The following is a 17,240-nucleotide window of genomic DNA, read 5'->3' as shown; positions in this document are numbered from 1 at the left end:
TTTTCTTTCTTCCAATCTACTATTATGGAGATTTCTCACGGTTCACTGATTCTCCTGGCTGCCACCACAAACCGACCATCCTTCGTGTGATAACTGCATGTGGACAACATCAGGATCTGCTCCCCGTATTCCGGGATGATCCCCGTTTCATAGTCAGAATTTTCCTGAAGCCATGTGATCAGCTTCCCGTATTCCTCCTCTGAAAGATCCCCTCCGGACCGGTAATAGCGGAATCCTTCCTCATCTTCGTAGAGGACTCTGCTCTCCGCAGCTGCAAACACCTCATACTCCCGCACTTCACCATCCACAAAAAACTCAATGACCGGATGTTCCGTCTGCCATTTCTCCGACTTGTAGTCATCCAGGGTCCCAAACATGGAACCATTTTTCATGTTGTGTCCATACACGATCATACAGGTGCTGTCCTTATCCGACAACTGCCCAAGGAACGGGGTTCCACCCGACGAGCGGGATCCGTCAAACGCTCTATGCAGGTAATATTCCGGATCGGATGCTCTGCTCATTACCGGATAATCGATCCGCGTTCCCGGGATTTTCAGCCATCCGACATAGTCCGGGTTCTGCTCCGCCAGAGACGCATAACCGGCAGCCTCCCTCAGGAGTTCCTGTTTTTCTTCTGCCTCCGCCGGATTTTCCACTTCTGTCGTGTGATCATCCGCCGGATCCACGATGGAGTCCTCCTGTTCCGCAGTCTCCATATAGTCAGAAGCGGCTTCACTCAGTTTCCTGAATGCCGCCGCCTCCTTTCGTGCCTCGAAGATATCACGACCTGCCATATAGGCGGAGAAACAGAAGATCCCGCCGAAAATAAGGACTCCGATCCGATACCACAACGGATTTTTCTTTCTTTTCATTTCTTAGCTCCTCATGTTCTGATCCGCCTGCAGTCCTGGATATCCACGGCCCTGCAGACTCCTCACTCCTGTTCTTTTTTCCTGGTCATAAAGAGGATTCCCGCAGCCGAGATCCCCATCATCAGGAACCAGAAATTCCGGTGTGTTTCATCTCCCGTCTTTGGAGCATCCGGATCCGGTCTTCTTAATTTCTTCAAAACTGTAGCTGTCACGAAAGTTCTTTTTCGATCTTCTTTATAACAAATAAATAAGAAATTCCTGTAAATAAAGCTGCTGCGATCCATGCCGCCGGATCTGCGAAGCACGCCAGCGGATAACTCAGAAGCTGGATCGCCGCCATTGAGACCAGCAGTCTCGCGATCAGTTCCGACACACCGCCCATCATCGGGAGAAATCCGTAACCGCATCCCTGCATAATGTTGCGGAAAATAAAGATCGTGCAGAGCGGCAGGAAAAAGACCGCCGTCATGTAGCAGTATGTTTTTGCCCACGGCATCATAGCCCCAAGGTCTACGTCTCCTGTAAAGAAGAGCCCGAGACACGGCTTTAAGAGTGCGCACATCAGTGCCGCTGCGGCAACGGAGTAGACAAATTCCGCGAGGAGCGCAGATCGCACGCCTGACTTGATCCGCTTGACATCTCCGCTTCCATAATTCTGACCACCGTAGGTCGCCATCGTCTGTCCCATGGCGATCATGCCCTGGATCACAAGACTCTGGAGCTTCGCCGCAGCCGTATAGGCCGCAACCGCCACGGAGCCGAAGAGGTTGATGGCGGACTGCATGATCATAGTCCCCGATGCAGTGATCGCGAACTGAAACGCCATCGGGATCCCGGCCGCAAGCTGGTTTCTCGTGTCATTTCCGTGGATCTTCCAGTGTTCCCTATCAGGCTTTAAGGATGGAACCTTAACCCAGATATATCCCACGCAGAGCACCGCCGAGATCGCCTGGGACAGATTCGTCGCCCAGGCAGCCCCCGCTACGCCCATACCGCCTCGGATGATAAAAAGCAGATCCAGTCCCACGTTCAGACAGGCGGAAAATATCAGGAAAAACAGCGGGACCTGACTGTTTCCGACCGCACGCAGGTACGAAGAAAACAGGTTATAGAAAATATTCGCCGTAAGTCCAATGCTGATCCCCATAATATAGGTATAGGCATCACGAAAAATATCTGCCGGTGTGTTCATCAGATGGAGCAGCGGATTCATAATGCACACGCAGAACACCGTCATGATGATCGCTGCGATCACAGACAGGAGAATTCCGTTTGCCACACTGCGTTTCACGCCTCTGGCATCATTGGCACCATATCTCTGCGCAGTCAGGATCGAGAATCCTGCCGTGATCCCCTGTGCAAATCCCGTTGTCAGGAACATGATCGTTCCGGTTGAGCCGACCGCCGCCAGCGCTCCCGCGCCGACATATCTGCCCACGATGATCGTGTCCGCCATATTGTAAAGCTGCTGGAAAACATTTCCGATGACCAGCGGGATCGTAAACCGCAGGATCACCGGCAATGGTCTTCCCTTTGTCATATCAAGCTGCATGGTTGTTGGTCCTTTCCTCTTAATCATAGTTACATTTCCGGTTTTATCTGATACTATTTCCGCCAGATCATGCCTACGCATACAGTTGGAAATTTCTGCAGGCGACAGTCGCCAAGTTCTCGCGTAAGCGCGGACTTTGGCTCGTTGTTCGCGTAAAAAGAATATGCCTGGCTCTGTGAAAGCCAGGCATGGAACCTGTATTTTCCGCCTCCGGTCGATTCACCGGCGGTGTTTTGCTCAGGTCACTATTCTGATTTCTTATCGTTCTTTTTTTCATGGTCACGCCCGATCATTCGCAGAATGAAATCAACGGTACCGTCGATTCCATAGCTTGCGCTGTTGATACAGAGATCGTAGTTGTTCGCGTTTCCCCAGCTTCTTCCGGTATAGAAATTGTAATAATGCGCGTGTTTTTTGTCAAGTTTTTTCAGTAAATGGCGCGCTTTTTTCCGGTCTAATCCGGAGTTTACCTCGATCGCGCGGTGGATCCTCTGTTCGATCGGTGCAGTGATATAGATACTGATATGCGGAATGCCGTTGTTCGTTAAGATCGCATCGGCACAGCGGCCCATGATAATAAAGTCTTCCTTTTTCGCCATATCACAGATCAGGTCGCTCTGGTTGAAGAAGACGGCATCCTGACGGTTCAGGCCGTGGTAACGGCTGAAATATTTGATATGATCCTTCAGGGACATATGGGTCACTGCCTCAAACTCGCTCGCCGGGCTCTGCTGCAGTTCCTCAGAGACGTGGGCATATCCCGCCGCGTCACGGATCGTCTTATCTTTCTCCGCGTCGAGGCGTTTTAATACTGCCTCGAAAATATCGGCATCGTAATAGTTAATATGAAGCTTATCCGCAAGTTTGAAGCCGACATCGATTCCACCGCTTCCGTATGTCCAGCTGATGCAGATAATCAGGTGGTCGTCGTTGGAGAAACGGTTCGCTACGTTGAAACTGTTTAATTTCGCGAGGATCGGGTCGATCACATCGCCGCTGGCGAAGCTTGTCGGAAGACTCATGACCTCATTGAGGATGCGGTTGTACTCGGTCATACACATCGCGCGTTCTTCTTTATCCTCGATGGTGCGGGCCATGTTCGCGATCAGTCCAAGCTCGCTGCGGACCAAATGTCCCTGCGGTCTTGTTGTGAGGAGCTCCGTAAGTTCGTTGACGCAGCGCTCTCTGTCACGGTTGAATACACGTCCCAGGGAGGAACCAAGGTGGACATAGACCTCCGCGTCCAGATCGTAGATATGTTCTGCCAGTTCTTTGATTTCTTCTTTCGTTGCAGCCATATTTCCTCCCCCTTCCTATAAAAAGAATACCAGAGTATCCACAATGAATACCGGAACAAGAATTCCAAAGGACCAGATCAGATATCCGAAGAACGAAGGCATCCGGATACCGTTCTCATCCGCAATGGATTTGACCATAAAGTTCGGCGCGTTGCCGATATATGTATTCGCGCCCATAAATACGGCACCGCAGGAGATCGCTTCCAGCATCTTGACCGGAACGGTTCCGAGGGCCGTCACCATACCCTGTGTAAGTCCCAGAGCACCGGCTGTCGTGAGGAATACCAGGTAAGTCGGTGTATTGTCGAGGAAGCTCGATAACAGACCGGTTGCCCAGAACATTTCAAACGGTTTCGTGATTCCGAGCTCCGCACCGTTTGCTTTTAAGATCATAAGAGCCGGCTGCATCGTGATAAAGATACCAACGAACAGAACAGCAACCTCATGGATCGCTCCCCAGGTAAAGTGGTTCTCACGGCGGATGGAAACATTCGTCGTCTTAAAGGACAGGAATGCGGATACAAGGATGATCACGCACTCAATAATCGCCGGATAGGATAATGTAACTTCTCCGAATACATGGATCCCGAGAACATTTCCTGCGGCATCCTGAAACATCGGCATGGACGGCAGAGTACCGCTTAAGATAACGGCGATCACGATCATAATGATAAAGATCAGGTTGTGGCCGCCGCGGATCTTCACTTCAGTACCCGGTTTGCTGATATCCGGTTTTAAGCCTGCCGCGATATCTTTTCTGTATGCCTTCATATCAAAATGATAGAAGATGAACAGCAAGATGATCATATTGAAGATCAGGATCGGTAAAAGCTTTAAGCTCCAGAAAAACGGGACACCCCGCATGAATCCCATGAGCAGAGGCGGATCTCCGATCGGAGTCAGGCAGCCGCCCATATTGGACACCATAAAGATAAAGAAGATCACGATGTGGCGTCTTCTCTTTCTCCACGCGTTCATCTTGATGATCGGACGGATCATTAACATACTGGCTCCGGTGGTTCCGATCCAGCTGGATAACAGGGTTCCGAGTGCCAGAAGTCCCACATTGATCCTCGGGGAACCAGCGAGATCACCTGACAGGGTAATATTACCGGACACACAGAACAATCCGAAAAGAAGGACGATGAATGTCAGGTAGTCGTTTATGATACATTCCAGTGTCGTCTCCGCCGCCTTCGGCACACCGTACTTCACGGCGAACGGGATCAGGAACAGCAGGGACCAGAACACGACCGCGTGCGGCTGGTGCGCCTCCCACCACTCTGCTTTCACAAGCGGAAGGACCGCAATGCAGAGCAGGAGTCCTGCAAATGGAATACAAAGCCATAACGGCGTCTGTGCTGCCGCCCCGGCAGCCTCTGGTTCTGCCGCAAGCGCTGTAACTGCAGTCTGGTTTAAGACCGCCAGAAGTCCTGCGCAGAATGCAAATAATTTCTTCATGGGTAAACCTCCATGTAATCAGCTTTTATGAGCCATTACTCTTTTTTTCGCTCAACACGGCTACTGATTATAACAACTTTCCCGCACAAATACAAGTACGATTCTTCCAAATAATTGCCAAATTTCCGCTTAGAAAATCAGCATTTTTGCTAAAATGGAATATATTTCGTATTGTGAAATTTCAGACAATGGGATTTTATCTCATTTATTTTACAACGTTAAAGCATTGGCCTGGCAGACCGCCGCATTCCGTTATTCTGCGCCATGTACTGCTTTTTTCGCGGGTTTTCATGCCCTGCAAGAATGCCGTAAATGGTATTCTAAAAAAAGCAGCACGATTCTTTGATGGATGATCAGGTACCGAAGCTGCTTTTGTTTTATTAAATATATGTGTTTTATATATTTTTACTACACTAAGAAAAATTCCGTAATGAATACCATCGCGCAGCAGATCACCGCAACGGACAGGAGACTTCTTCCGCACCACGCCGCGATGATTCCGATGACCAGCGCCAGCGCCGCCGACACCGTACTGTTTGTGGCGGAGAGGATCGCCGGGAACGTCATAACAGCTAACGTCACATATGGGACGTAATATAAGAATGACTGGATAAACTGATTTTTGATCGGTTTCCGGATCAATGTGAGCGGCAGGACACGGATCAGATATGAAACGCCCGCCATCACCGCAATATAGAGATAAATATTCTTTTCCATGTTTTTTATGTATTTCCTCTTAATTTAACGATACAGTTTTCGTAAATACTTCTTTTTCTTACAAATAGAACTGCTTTCTACTATATATACAGTTAAGCTCCCTGTTTTGCTGCACCTGCAGAAGAATTATTTTTTCCTTCCTGGTTTTCTTCTTGAACCTCGATCTCACTGTCCTCTGCCGGATGCGGGAAGAGAATCGCTGCTGCGGATGAGAGCACAACAGTCAGAATGATCGTTCTCGTGCCGCTGGAGATCGATGAGATCCCCGGCAGATGCTCCGCAAGGTAGCTCGCCGCAAAACTGATGGCGATAAGCCCCGCAAGGATCCGGCTCTTTCGCGCCGGCGGAATAATAATTGCCAGGAACATTCCATAAAGTGCCACACTGAAGGCGCTCACGAGACGCCACGGCATCAGGTTTCCTGCCAGTGCTCCAAGTGCTGTTCCCACTGCCCAGCCCGGAAGTGCTAATGCGATTGCCCCGTACATATACCAGGGATTTAAGCAGCCCGGTCTTGCGATCGTAATTCCAAACAGCTCATCGGTAATATCAAAGGCCATGAGAAGCCTGTGGAAAAACGGCATATCCGGATCCATTCTCTGACTCATGGCACAGCTCATCAGTAAATATCTCGCGTTCGCGATCAGTGTCACGATCGCCATCTCAATATACGCTGCCCCCGCGGCGATCATCGTAAAGCCCGCGTATTCCCCTGCGGACGCGTTGCAGAGTGCGCTTGTGATCATTCCCTGAATCGGTGTCATCCCGACATTCCGCGCCACGATTCCCAGTGAAAAAGATACCGCAAAATACCCGAGCGCGATCGGCACCCCGTCCCGAGCTCCATCCCGGAATGCCCGCCGGTTTCCAACACTGGCGATTGAAAACTTGTTGTTCCCCATAATATTCCTCCCTCGTATAATAAGTTCGTAGGCAAGAAATATCGCTTATGAACTTATTCTTTTTATGGGTATAGATGGTAAGGACATCCAAGAGGAACTCCCCTCATCCTGAATCCCATCCATACGGTCAACAGTTACTTTTTATATGATTCATCCTGTGTTATGATATCAGGCAGAGTCTGATGTCCGAAGGCACTGCTTTTCCTCCTTTCAGCCGGCTTTGGCCGTGACTGCTTTTTTAGCATTCAGCCTGGCACATATGGCACATTCCGCTAACACAGAATTTTCGTCCCCCGCCGTAGCTCCAGCAAGAAAGGCTGGCCGGGTGCATGCTCATTGCGCGAGGCTTCGGTCACCATATGCAGCACAGGATAAACCTTTTACTTCAGGCTCCACAAATCCAGATCGGAAAGGATGTGATATCTTGTTAAAGATCAACTATATGTCCACCTTGTTTGTAGGTATTGATGTAAGCTCAAAATCCAATGCGGTCTATGCCATGGATTTTGAAGAAAACAAGTACATCTCATCCTCATTTGGCAACAATCAGCCCGGCGCTGATGAACTTGCCGATATGATCGCTAAATGCATGCAGAAACATAAAAACCTTGATACAATCATCGTTGCTTTAGAGTCTACCTCTGTTTACAGCGTCCATATCGCAAATTTTCTTTCTACATGTGAGACGCTTATGCCGTACAAGCCCTATGTTTTCTGTGTCAACCCCAAGGCTACATCCAATTACCGTAAATCCTATATCGGAATGGAAAAGACGGATCCTATCGATGCTTTTCTCATTGCTGACTTCGCAAGGGTCGGCAGGACGAAAAAGCTTGAGCCTTGGCGCGGCGGCCAGTTTATCGCCCTGAAGCGTCTTACCAGGCATCGCATGCACCTGTCAGAATGCATTACCAGGGAAAAGACCTACATGGTTTCAAACCTGTATCTGAAGTTCAGCGAACTGCAGCTTCTTGAGGGTGATAACAAGCCGTTCAGCAATATTTACGGCGCAACATCTTCTGCCATACTGACGGAGTTCCTGTCCCCCCAGGAGATCATCGACCTCTCAGAGGAAGAACTCCTTTCGTTCCTCGCTGAAAAAAGCAGGAACCGTATTTCTGACATATCCAGGACATCCGAGCTTTTGCGGAAAGCCGCAAGGGACTCGTACCGTTTGGATCAATGCATGTATGAACCACTGAATATTTCACTTGCAAGCTCATTTAACTGCATCCAGGCCTATCAAAAAGAAATAAAACTGATAGAGCAGGCAATTGAAAAGTGCATCAATGGGATGAACCCGAATGCGTTTCTTATCCTGAAGTCCATTCCCGGTATCGGACCGGTATGGGCCTCCGGCATGCTGTCCGAAATAGGCGACATAACTGCGTTCCACTCATCCGATGCACTTGCAAAGTATGCCGGTTTGTACTGGCTGAAAAACGATTCCGGCGATTTTATTTCCGAGGACAATCAAGTCTCAAAAGTCGGGAATCCGTATCTGCGCTATTATCTGGGAGAAGCGGCTAACAGCGTCAGGAAGCATGTGCCAGAATACACTGAGTATTATGCAAAAAAATATGCTGAAGTTACCAAGCATCAGCACAAAAGAGCACTCGCGCTTACATCTCGTAAACTTGTACGGCTTGTTTTTGGATTGCTGGTCAAAAACCAACTGTACACCGGCGAAAAGCTGGACACTCAATCAAATATCAACAAGAACTGATGTTCGCCTTTGGATTTTCCGCCGAAGGTCTATTAAAGTTACCCTTTTTCCTGAAAAATATATCAAAATCTTTTTTAAAAACTCTTGACATATCACCAGAATGCTCAAACAGAAACAGCAGACATCCTGTCCTGTTTATGCGCTGCTGTTCCGCGTAAATTAGCGGCACCCAGGAATTTTCATCCAGAGCTGCCGCTTTCCATTATTCTGACATCATTGTCTATACAGGCATAAAAGAAGCCCAAACAGTAACTGATTTTGCCGATGCTTCGCATTCCAAATCGGCAAAATCCACTGCCACCACTGTATTGTACGGAATTTTCAGGTCAGAAAATTCCTACCCATTTGCAGTGACCAAACATGTACAGTATACTCTTCTTCTTTACATTCGTAAAGTCACTGTTTATAATAATTACAGAAGTTTTGCAGTTGTTCCCATCCCGCAGGATAGGCAGTGACTCTGATCGGATTTGTCAGCTTCGCTGACCAGAATCACGCACCAAGTCTCTCGGATATTCGACTTGAATTGCAGGGCGGCACTTTGTATACAGTTTTTTCTGTCTTTTGCCGCATGCATGATATTTATATAAGGAAGGAAATTGATCCATGTCATTCATAAAAAAAGAACCAGTCCTTTCCGCGGCAGCGGTTCTGGCGGTCCTCTCCATGTTTTTTGTCGCTCCGTCACCGGAGTATCTGTCTTACATTGACTTCCGCACTCTGGCACTCCTCTTCTCCCTGATGACAGTGGTCGCCGGGCTGAAGGAGATCGGTCTGTTCCGTTATCTCGGATCATCCCTGCTCGCCGGAATGCATTCCACACGCCAGCTTGCCTTCACCCTGACAGCACTCTGCTTTTTCTCCAGCATGCTGATCACGAACGACGTGTCCCTGATCACATTTGTCCCGTTTTCCATACTGATCTTACATATGGCAGGACTTCCGGAGCTCATGATCCCCGTGATCGTCCTGCAGACCATCGCCGCGAACCTCGGCAGCATGGCAACACCCATTGGGAATCCACAGAACCTGTATCTCTACTCTTCCTTTGGCCTCTCTGCCGGTGAGCTTGTGGGATACATGCTGCCATTAACGGTACTCTCAGCCCTGCTGCTTGTAGCTGCCGTTTTTCTGCTGAAAAATAAAGTAATCACCCTCAGCCGGACCTCCCTTAAACAGGACGATTGTCCCACGAAGACTTCTCTGATCTTCTATCTGGCGCTTTTTCTCGTCTGTCTGGGCTGCGTCGTTCGGATCTATTCCTGGCCGGTCATGTTTTTCATCATCCTGGCCGCTGTTCTCATAAAGGACCGCTCGTTGTTTATCCGGGTCGACTACTTTCTGCTCCTGACATTCGTCTGCTTCTTTATCTTTATCGGCAATATGGAACGGATCCCTGCGATCTCCGGACTCCTCACGAAGCTGATCTCCGGTCATGAATTTCCGGCAGGTGTTCTCTTAAGTCAGTGCATCAGCAATGTCCCCGCGGCGATCCTGCTCTCCGGCTTTACCGACGCAGTGCGTCCTCTGCTTTTTGGTGTGAATGTCGGCGGTCTTGGGACCCTGATCGCATCCATGGCAAGTGTGATCTCCTACCGGGCCTACGCTGAGATTCCGGAAGCAAAGTCCGGAACGTACATGATGGTATTCACCCTTTACAATCTCATATTTCTCATAATTATGTGCGCGGCGGGGTGGATGCTGCTCTCTCTGTAAATCAAGTGTGCAGATGGTTAAATCATTACGTCTGTAACAGAATTTCATATTGTGATATAGAATGCAATACTTTTTCGCTTTGTGATATTGTCCAGGATTTTTCGATTCTGGACAATATTTTTTTGCAAATTTTACGTTAAAACCAGTTTCAAGGGCTTGACATTCTGTGTGAAATTCCATATAATGAAATCAGTTCCACAATATGGTATATTGAGAGAGTAAATAAGGGAGGAGATATTCTATGGCAGACTTGATCTACGAAGTACACAACCACCTTGCACGCATCACACTGAATCGTCCGAAGCAGCTCAACTGTTTCAGCGAGGAGATGATCCGTCTCTGGACAGAAGCGTTGGAAGATGTCCGTGACAACGATGATGTATATGCACTTCTGCTTTCCGGAAACGGAAAAGCGTTCTGCGCAGGCGGTGACGTCAAGGCAATGGCAGCCGGTGACGGATTCTTCGAAAGTCATGAAGATATCTCCTCCACAGCCCTCGCAAGAAAGAATTCACTCTGGAAGGGAATCCAAAGAATTCCGCTTCTTTTAGAAGAAATCGATAAACCGGTGGTTGCCAAGATCCATGGTGCCGCAGTCGGTGCCGGTCTTGACATGGCTCTCATGTGCGATGTGCGGATCGCCGGGGAGAGTGCTTCCATGTCGGAAAGCTATTTTAATGCCGGAATTGTACCTGGTGACGGCGGAGCATATTTTCTGCCCCGTCTCGTCGGCCGGGACAAAGCTTTAGACCTGTTCTGGACAGCCCGGACCTTAAAGGGAAAAGAAGCCGCAGATATGGGTCTCGTTACCCACTGCGTCCCGGATGCAGAGCTTGACGCGTTTGTGGAGCAGTATATGGAGAAGCTTCTGGCCGCGCCGCAGCAGGCTATGCGCCTCACAAAACGCGCAGTCGTACAGGGTGAGCAGAGTTCTCTGCGCGCCTCCTTAGATCTTATCTCCTCTTTCATGGGAATCGTCACCGAACTCGACGACTACCGTCAGAGGACCAGCGCCCTCGTTGCGAAAATGCAGCGGAAAGCTCAGTAAAACAGCCCATCAACAATCCTTAATTTCAGATAGAAACCCATCACACAAAAAGCGGCTCGTCCCATTGCGGGAAGAACCGCTTTTTGTATTTATGTATTAACTACTTCTCTTCTCCATGATACTTCTCTGTATGTTTCGTATTGACTGCCTCGCAGATCCTCTTTAAACCTTCCTCAAGAGTTGCGCGTGGGCATGCAAGGTTCAGGCGGATAAATCCATCTGAATGCTGTACAAACATATTTCCGCCTTCGAGAAGAACGCCTGCCTTGTATGCAAAGAACAGCGGAAGAACTTCATCCGGTTCAAAATATTTGCTGAGATCTACCCAGGCAAGATACGTTGCCTCAGAAATACGGAAGGTTGCTTTTGGAAGATGCTCTTTTAAGTATTCCTGAGTAAATTCAAAGTTTCCATCAAGATAAGCACGTAACTCCTGAAGCCATGCATCTCCGCCCTCGTATGCGGCCTGGGCAGCTGCAATGCTCAATGGGTTATCAAAGTTATAATGTTTGGAAAGCCAAATGTTTTTTAATCCCTCATCACGGATCATGACATTGGAGATCATGAGACCTGCAAGGTTGAATGTCTTACTCGGCGCCATGCATGTTACAAGCTTTTTATAGTCCGGCATAACCTTTCCCAGCGGAATATGCTTCTGATCAAGCCGGAGCAGATCACAGTGGATCTCATCAGAAATCACCCACATATCGTTCTTTTCAATGATCTCACCGATTTTCTTTAACTCCTCTTCCTTCCATACACGTCCACTTGGGTTGTGAGGATTGCAGAGGATAAAGAGCGTTGTTTTCTCATCTGCCGCTTTCTTTTCAAGATCCTCATAGTCAATGGTATAGTATCCATCTGTGTTGATCAGATCGGAGCAAACAGACTCGCGGTGGCTGGCATCTGCCGCATATTTAAAATATGCATAGGATGGGGTCAGGAAAAGAACCTTTTCATCCGGTTTGCAGATATACTCAACCATCTCAAACAGAGCCGGGATAATACCGTTGGACATTACCAGTTCTTTGCGGTCGAATGTCCAGTCGTATTTGCTCTTGCACCATGCCGCGAATGCGTCATAATAGCTCTTCTCAAAAACTCTTGTGTAACCGAAAATACGCTTTTCCAGTCTCTTTTTAATTCCGTCGATGACAACATCAGGTGTGGCAAACTCCATATCCGCCACCCACATACGGATAAACTCTTCATCCTGATACGGAAATTTCATGGTCTCATCCGCATGGAAGATATAGTCACGGAAACCATCCGTGTTCATTGCATTCGTATGACGTCTGTCAATGATCTCATCAAAATTATACATATCGTTTTCCTCGCAATTTCATTATTTTTACTGTAATGATTCCTATTTATCTACTGGATTGTTACAGCCTGTCTGATATTTTTATACTCTTCAAACTCACTGTCTGAGCAGTAGATCATGTGACCCGGGCTTACTTCGTGGTAAGATGGTCTGTTCTCATCACTGTAATTGTGAATCGACGGGTCATAATGGATTTTTACCCTTTTCTTCTCCTTGATCGGATCCGGTTCCGGAATCGCCTATAAAAGCGACCGGGTATACGGATGCAGCGGGTAGCGGAACAGCTCATCCGCATCTGCCATCTCTACAAGCTTTCCAAAGTACATAACTCCGATCCGGTCGTGGGAAAATATCATCCAGATCATACCAATACAGACTCCTGTGATCATATGGAAACGTATCGTTTTCATGGAAAGCTTTGTCATTCGTTTTCTCCTTTCCTCTTGTCGTTTTTTGCACAAAAAAGAGGGGATGCTGATCTCTTTTTGTGCAATATGCTTTGCTATGAACACATTGTACCAATCAGCATCCCCTCTGTCAAAACGCCTATTGTTTCCTCAGAGTGGATTTTTTATATTTATTTTTGAATGAAAATAAACTTTTTTGACCGATCCTCCAAAATTATATCCTTCTCACCAAAAAATCCCCTAATTCTTTTTAGAATATGATTTTTAGGAAACCTGCCAGTTACATTTTTCATACTATCCGGCATTGTTTTTTCCGTCAGGTGATCGCCATCATATTGTAAAGTTTCATCACCCGGATGTCCTCTTTTGATATTTTTAAAGAGGATAAAAGTGCATCATCCTCTTTCAGTTTTTCTTTTGAGAACAGCATCTTTGCTGCGATCGGCATCATAGGTCTGGATGAAAACCCATTAAACAGTCCCCATTTTGTATCTGAATCAAGATATGACGCCAGTAACTGGGCGCTTGCCTTCTCCATCGGAGAGTCCTGATTTACAAGGTGGATATTAGTAACTGCGTTATAATGTTCCATGTATCCCCAGTATGTATTTTCACATTTCTGGTAGTGCGCGTAATCCTTAAAATTCATATACATCATAACTTTATCACGGTTTCTTTCGTCTTTTGAGAGAAGGTCAAATACACAGCGTATTAACTGATTGCTCCTTCCATCAAATATATATCCATAAAAACGGTTTCTTCCCCGAAAGAATGCCGGACAAAACTCGTTCTGCATTTCCTTTCGTTCAAATGATCGCTGTGAGAGAAGCTGCTCTACATGGACACCGATCGCGTCCGCGATCTCGTAGAGCGTTTCAACGTCCACGGCAATCTCTCCTTTTTCATATTTCGAGATCGTTGATTTACTTTTGCAGATCTTTTCCGAAAGTTCGTCCTGCGTAAGATTCTTCGCTTTTCTGTAGTTTCTTATAAGTCCTCCGATCTCCCGGTTTAATTCCGACATTGTCTTCCCTTCCTTTCCCGTAATAGTACCGCCAGCGGTCCCTGCTCTTCATCTCTTTCTGTGTTATTGCAAGTGTCGTTAAAATCCAGATTTTGATAAAATATGACTGTTTTCTTTCCTTTTCCCTTTATTTTAGCACAATACTACTTTAAATTCTATTTCAAATGTAAAATTTTTGCAAAAAGTTTCTTTTAAAGAAACTATTGGGATTTTGACTTTCTTCTCTGAAATCATTAAACTGGAGATATCTTAAACGAAAAGGAGATTCGCCATGCTGTGTATTAAAAATGGTACCCTTCATACCGCAGTTTCAAAAGAACTGGTTTTGGCTGATATTCTTATTGATGCCGGTCCTTGAACATAAAATCCCATTAAAGGCTCATGCACACCAGGCAAACGATATTTTCAATGCGATCCGTGTCGCAAAAGAGTTTGGTCTTGATATCACTCTGGAGCATGTCACTGAAGGTCATCTCATTGTAGATGAGCTTGTAAAAGAAAACTTTCTTTATAATTTTGCTTCCTCAATATTCATTATATAGCCCCCTCCCTGGTCTTTCCAAGGCGGGGGGCTGGTTTATCGTATTTAGCGAGTCCGCTCCTCTTCCATCACCTCATGGACCTTCTTGCGGATCATCGCCGCCTGATGCGGCGTAAGTGTTCCGCCTCCCATTCCCCAGGTGTGGGAGACAGGCACAAAGTCTGCTTTCGGCATCTCTCCGAAAACAATTTCAAAGCAGACGCAGGCAGAAATATAATTTCCAAGATTATTCTGGTGTCCAAAATCTCCTGTTTTCTCTTCTGCGAGATATGGATCTCCGATTCCACACTTCACGACTTCATGATATGCTCTCACCACCGGTGCCAGCAGGATTCCCTTATTTTCCGGTTCTTCACAGAGATGTCGGTACCACTCCATATTTCTCTCCACCATCTCCTGCTCCGACAGGGTCAGCTGATATCTCCATCCATCCCGTTCATACCAGTCTCCCACATTTCCTATTTTCCATGGTTTCGCTGTCTTATCCCGGAAAAATCCATACTGATAAGCATGAGGTGCCCACAGAACCATCTTCGCGTGTTTTTCTTCTGCCCTTTTCTTCAGGATTCTGACTGCCTTCTCCATATTTTCCCGCAGAGAATAGTCCTCTGCTCCCGGCTTTCCGCTATGGGTTGACAAAGCCTCATCACTGTTTCCCGCAAAAAAGCAAAAATCATATTCCTCATTCGCGTCTAATACCTTTTGGCACTGCTCAGCACGTTCCATGCTCTCCGGGATCAGTCCCGCATACTGGGCAAGTCCCGTTCCTCCCCAGTAGCTGTATGCCACCTGCGCATGGTATCCGTCCGCCTCCGCCATCTGACGAAAATATTCATATGTACTGTCCCAGAGTCCCGTAAAGCTGTTTCCGGTGAAAGCCACTCTCGGTCCGTCCGCAATATAACTTAATGTTACTTCTGCTGCCGGATCCTCAGACACCCAGGTATGGGACCGCTGCCATGTTTTCCTTTTTTCTTCATCTCTCCATACAAGCGCATGAAAGGGTTCTCCACAATAAATTCCCGATTTTTCATCATACAGTCCCGGATCTATGATCTGTTCTTTTCCTTCATAAAAGGAAGCCGCATGAAACGGAGGGATATTTTCTGTACGATCTCCGCTCTTCCATGTTTCATGCGCCTCGATTCTCCCGATAAACTCTGTCCGTTTTTTTCCAGCGTATTCTGTTGTTACCGTAATATTCCCGACACGGAACGTGTTATGATTTGCGACCTGGATTTCTATTTCTTTATCTTTCTATATGTTACTGTCATTTCCAGATTATCATAACTATATCTCATAGATGATCTCCTTCCTGCAATTGCCCTTTGTGGCTGATTGATTCCCCGCTTACCCTGTCTCTGTGTCTTAGAATAAGACAACAGCCGCCTCTGAGATCAGGGGCGGCCGTCGATCGCAACCGCCTACAATTCTAAGCAGTTACTGAACATAAGGGGTATATGAAAAATTATATAATGAGGGGGCTAAATCACATATCCTTAACAGAACCGTCAAAGTACCGTTTTGCGGAGTTGCTTCCACGCTCATGAAGCGGATAAAGCTCTGATGCGTTCTCCGAAAGTTCCACACCGATACCAGGTTTGGATGGAATTTCCAGATAACCGTCCTTGAATTTTAACGGTTCCTTCACCATTGCATCTTCCTGACCATTCAGGCAGAATCCCGGAAGCTCCTGAATTCCAAGGTTTGGAATACTTGCACAGATCTGCAGGCATGCTGCTGTCGATACCGGTCCTAACGGATTGTGCGGGATCACGAGAACATCGTGTGCCTCCGCGATCGCAGCTACCTTCTTCGCGGTAGTGATTCCACCGATGGCACATACATCCGGGCGGACATACTGGGCAGCATGGCGGCTCATCAGGACTTCAAACTCCCTGAGGCTTGTGAAACGCTCACCGGTAGCAATCGGTACGCCGATTTTCGAAGCAACCTCTGCCATGGTATCGTAATTGTCCGGTGTCACCGGATCTTCCAGAACCATCGGGCGGTATGGCTCGACTGCGCGTCCGAACGCAACTGCCTCCGGAAGTGTCATTCCGCGGTGTGCCTCTAATATGAAATCGAAATCATATCCCACGGCTTCTCTGCAGATCTTCACTTTTTCAAGTTCCATCTCGATACGACCGGAGAAATATTCGTCATGGCCTTCTTTTAAGGACTTGTCATTTCCGTTGACAAAAATCTTCGCTGCTGTAAATCCCTGTTTCTTCAGGTCAATATAGCGCTTCGCCAACTGTTCCGGATCCTTATCCCGCACCATCGGAGATGCGTAAACACGGACCTTATCTCTCGTGAGACCGCCAAGCAGCTCGTAAACCGGTACGCCGAGAGCTTTTCCCTTGATATCCCAGAGTGCAATGTCGATCGCTGAGATCGCACTCATCACGACAGATCCCCGGAAATAAACAGACCGGTAAAAATTCTGATTGAAATCTTCGATCCGGAATGGATCTTTTCCTATTAAATATTCTTTGAACTTTTCGATCGCCGCAGCTGTCGCCATCAGGTAACCCCAGTTGCCCGCCTCACCGAGCCCGACGATCCCTTCATCCGTGTAAACCTGGACGAAAAGATAATGCTTCGCAAAAATCAGTTTCACATCTGTGATCTTCATTGTTTTTCCTC

Annotated in this window: 15 protein-coding genes; 3 read left to right on the top strand and 12 right to left on the bottom strand. The window is 47.4% G+C overall.

The features are described 5' to 3' along the window. Nucleotides 1–35: 35 nt before the first annotated feature. The 7 genes from ACI3EW_RS04105 to ACI3EW_RS04075 all read right to left on the bottom strand — a co-directional run bounded on the left by ACI3EW_RS04105 (nucleotide 36) and on the right by ACI3EW_RS04075 (nucleotide 6,805). Nucleotides 36–875 carry a class B sortase gene (locus tag ACI3EW_RS04105; protein WP_405579580.1) on the bottom strand — a complete coding sequence of 280 codons (840 nt, stop codon included), beginning with the start codon at nucleotides 873–875 and terminating at the stop codon, nucleotides 36–38. A gap of 62 nt (nucleotides 876–937) precedes the next feature. Continuing rightward, nucleotides 938–1,072 carry an LPXTG cell wall anchor domain-containing protein gene (locus ACI3EW_RS04100; RefSeq protein ID WP_485663303.1) on the bottom strand — a complete coding sequence of 45 codons (135 nt, stop codon included), beginning with the start codon at nucleotides 1,070–1,072 and terminating at the stop codon, nucleotides 938–940. Between the two features lie 11 nt (nucleotides 1,073–1,083). Beyond that, nucleotides 1,084–2,454 carry an MATE family efflux transporter gene (locus ACI3EW_RS04095; RefSeq protein WP_346011293.1) on the bottom strand — a complete coding sequence of 457 codons (1,371 nt, stop codon included), beginning with the start codon at nucleotides 2,452–2,454 and terminating at the stop codon, nucleotides 1,084–1,086. A gap of 218 nt (nucleotides 2,455–2,672) precedes the next feature. Further along, a complete protein-coding gene (locus tag ACI3EW_RS04090; protein WP_215703517.1) occupies nucleotides 2,673–3,725 on the bottom strand; it encodes a cytidylate kinase-like family protein in 1,053 nt (350 codons plus the stop codon). A gap of 15 nt (nucleotides 3,726–3,740) precedes the next feature. Further along, nucleotides 3,741–5,186 carry a sodium:proton antiporter gene (locus ACI3EW_RS04085; RefSeq protein ID WP_405579576.1) on the bottom strand — a complete coding sequence of 482 codons (1,446 nt, stop codon included), beginning with the start codon at nucleotides 5,184–5,186 and terminating at the stop codon, nucleotides 3,741–3,743. 408 nt (nucleotides 5,187–5,594) lie between these two features. After that, complete coding sequence (locus ACI3EW_RS04080; protein WP_015552658.1) at nucleotides 5,595–5,903, bottom strand: AzlD domain-containing protein; 309 nt, start codon at nucleotides 5,901–5,903, stop codon at nucleotides 5,595–5,597. A 92-nt stretch (nucleotides 5,904–5,995) separates the two neighbouring features. Further along, complete coding sequence (locus ACI3EW_RS04075) at nucleotides 5,996–6,805, bottom strand: AzlC family ABC transporter permease (RefSeq protein ID WP_015552659.1); 810 nt, start codon at nucleotides 6,803–6,805, stop codon at nucleotides 5,996–5,998. A gap of 424 nt (nucleotides 6,806–7,229) precedes the next feature. Between ACI3EW_RS04075 and ACI3EW_RS04070 the strand changes: the two genes are divergently transcribed. The 3 genes from ACI3EW_RS04070 to ACI3EW_RS04060 all read left to right on the top strand — a co-directional run bounded on the left by ACI3EW_RS04070 (nucleotide 7,230) and on the right by ACI3EW_RS04060 (nucleotide 11,295). Further along, entirely contained in the window at nucleotides 7,230–8,531 is a 1,302-nt protein-coding gene (locus ACI3EW_RS04070; protein ID WP_227117340.1) for an IS110 family RNA-guided transposase, read from the top strand. Between the two features lie 606 nt (nucleotides 8,532–9,137). Then, complete coding sequence (locus tag ACI3EW_RS04065; RefSeq protein ID WP_405579571.1) at nucleotides 9,138–10,247, top strand: SLC13 family permease; 1,110 nt, start codon at nucleotides 9,138–9,140, stop codon at nucleotides 10,245–10,247. A gap of 241 nt (nucleotides 10,248–10,488) precedes the next feature. Continuing rightward, nucleotides 10,489–11,295 carry an enoyl-CoA hydratase/isomerase family protein gene (locus ACI3EW_RS04060; protein WP_021905215.1) on the top strand — a complete coding sequence of 269 codons (807 nt, stop codon included), beginning with the start codon at nucleotides 10,489–10,491 and terminating at the stop codon, nucleotides 11,293–11,295. A gap of 100 nt (nucleotides 11,296–11,395) precedes the next feature. Here the strand turns inward: ACI3EW_RS04060 and ACI3EW_RS04055 are convergent, their stop codons facing one another. The 5 genes from ACI3EW_RS04055 to ACI3EW_RS04035 all read right to left on the bottom strand — a co-directional run bounded on the left by ACI3EW_RS04055 (nucleotide 11,396) and on the right by ACI3EW_RS04035 (nucleotide 17,229). Next, nucleotides 11,396–12,619, bottom strand: a complete 1,224-nt coding sequence (locus tag ACI3EW_RS04055; RefSeq protein ID WP_118532367.1) for a MalY/PatB family protein — start codon at nucleotides 12,617–12,619, stop codon at nucleotides 11,396–11,398. Between the two features lie 239 nt (nucleotides 12,620–12,858). Beyond that, entirely contained in the window at nucleotides 12,859–13,044 is a 186-nt protein-coding gene (locus tag ACI3EW_RS04050; protein ID WP_177307950.1) for a hypothetical protein, read from the bottom strand. Between the two features lie 298 nt (nucleotides 13,045–13,342). Next, nucleotides 13,343–14,050 carry a helix-turn-helix domain-containing protein gene (locus ACI3EW_RS04045; RefSeq protein WP_118532369.1) on the bottom strand — a complete coding sequence of 236 codons (708 nt, stop codon included), beginning with the start codon at nucleotides 14,048–14,050 and terminating at the stop codon, nucleotides 13,343–13,345. Nucleotides 14,051–14,636: 586 nt separating this feature from the next. Beyond that, complete coding sequence (locus ACI3EW_RS04040) at nucleotides 14,637–15,530, bottom strand: hypothetical protein (RefSeq protein WP_485663300.1); 894 nt, start codon at nucleotides 15,528–15,530, stop codon at nucleotides 14,637–14,639. Between the two features lie 550 nt (nucleotides 15,531–16,080). Next, a complete protein-coding gene (locus ACI3EW_RS04035; protein WP_118532375.1) occupies nucleotides 16,081–17,229 on the bottom strand; it encodes a mandelate racemase/muconate lactonizing enzyme family protein in 1,149 nt (382 codons plus the stop codon). Nucleotides 17,230–17,240 lie beyond the last annotated feature (11 nt).

Origin of the sequence: Pilosibacter rotomagensis, from assembly GCF_045062245.2 — a bacterium.
Classification (GTDB): Bacteria; Bacillota; Clostridia; order Lachnospirales; family Lachnospiraceae; genus Pilosibacter.
Note: the sequence above shows the minus strand (reverse complement) of the source record. Positions and strands in the feature narration are given on the sequence as shown.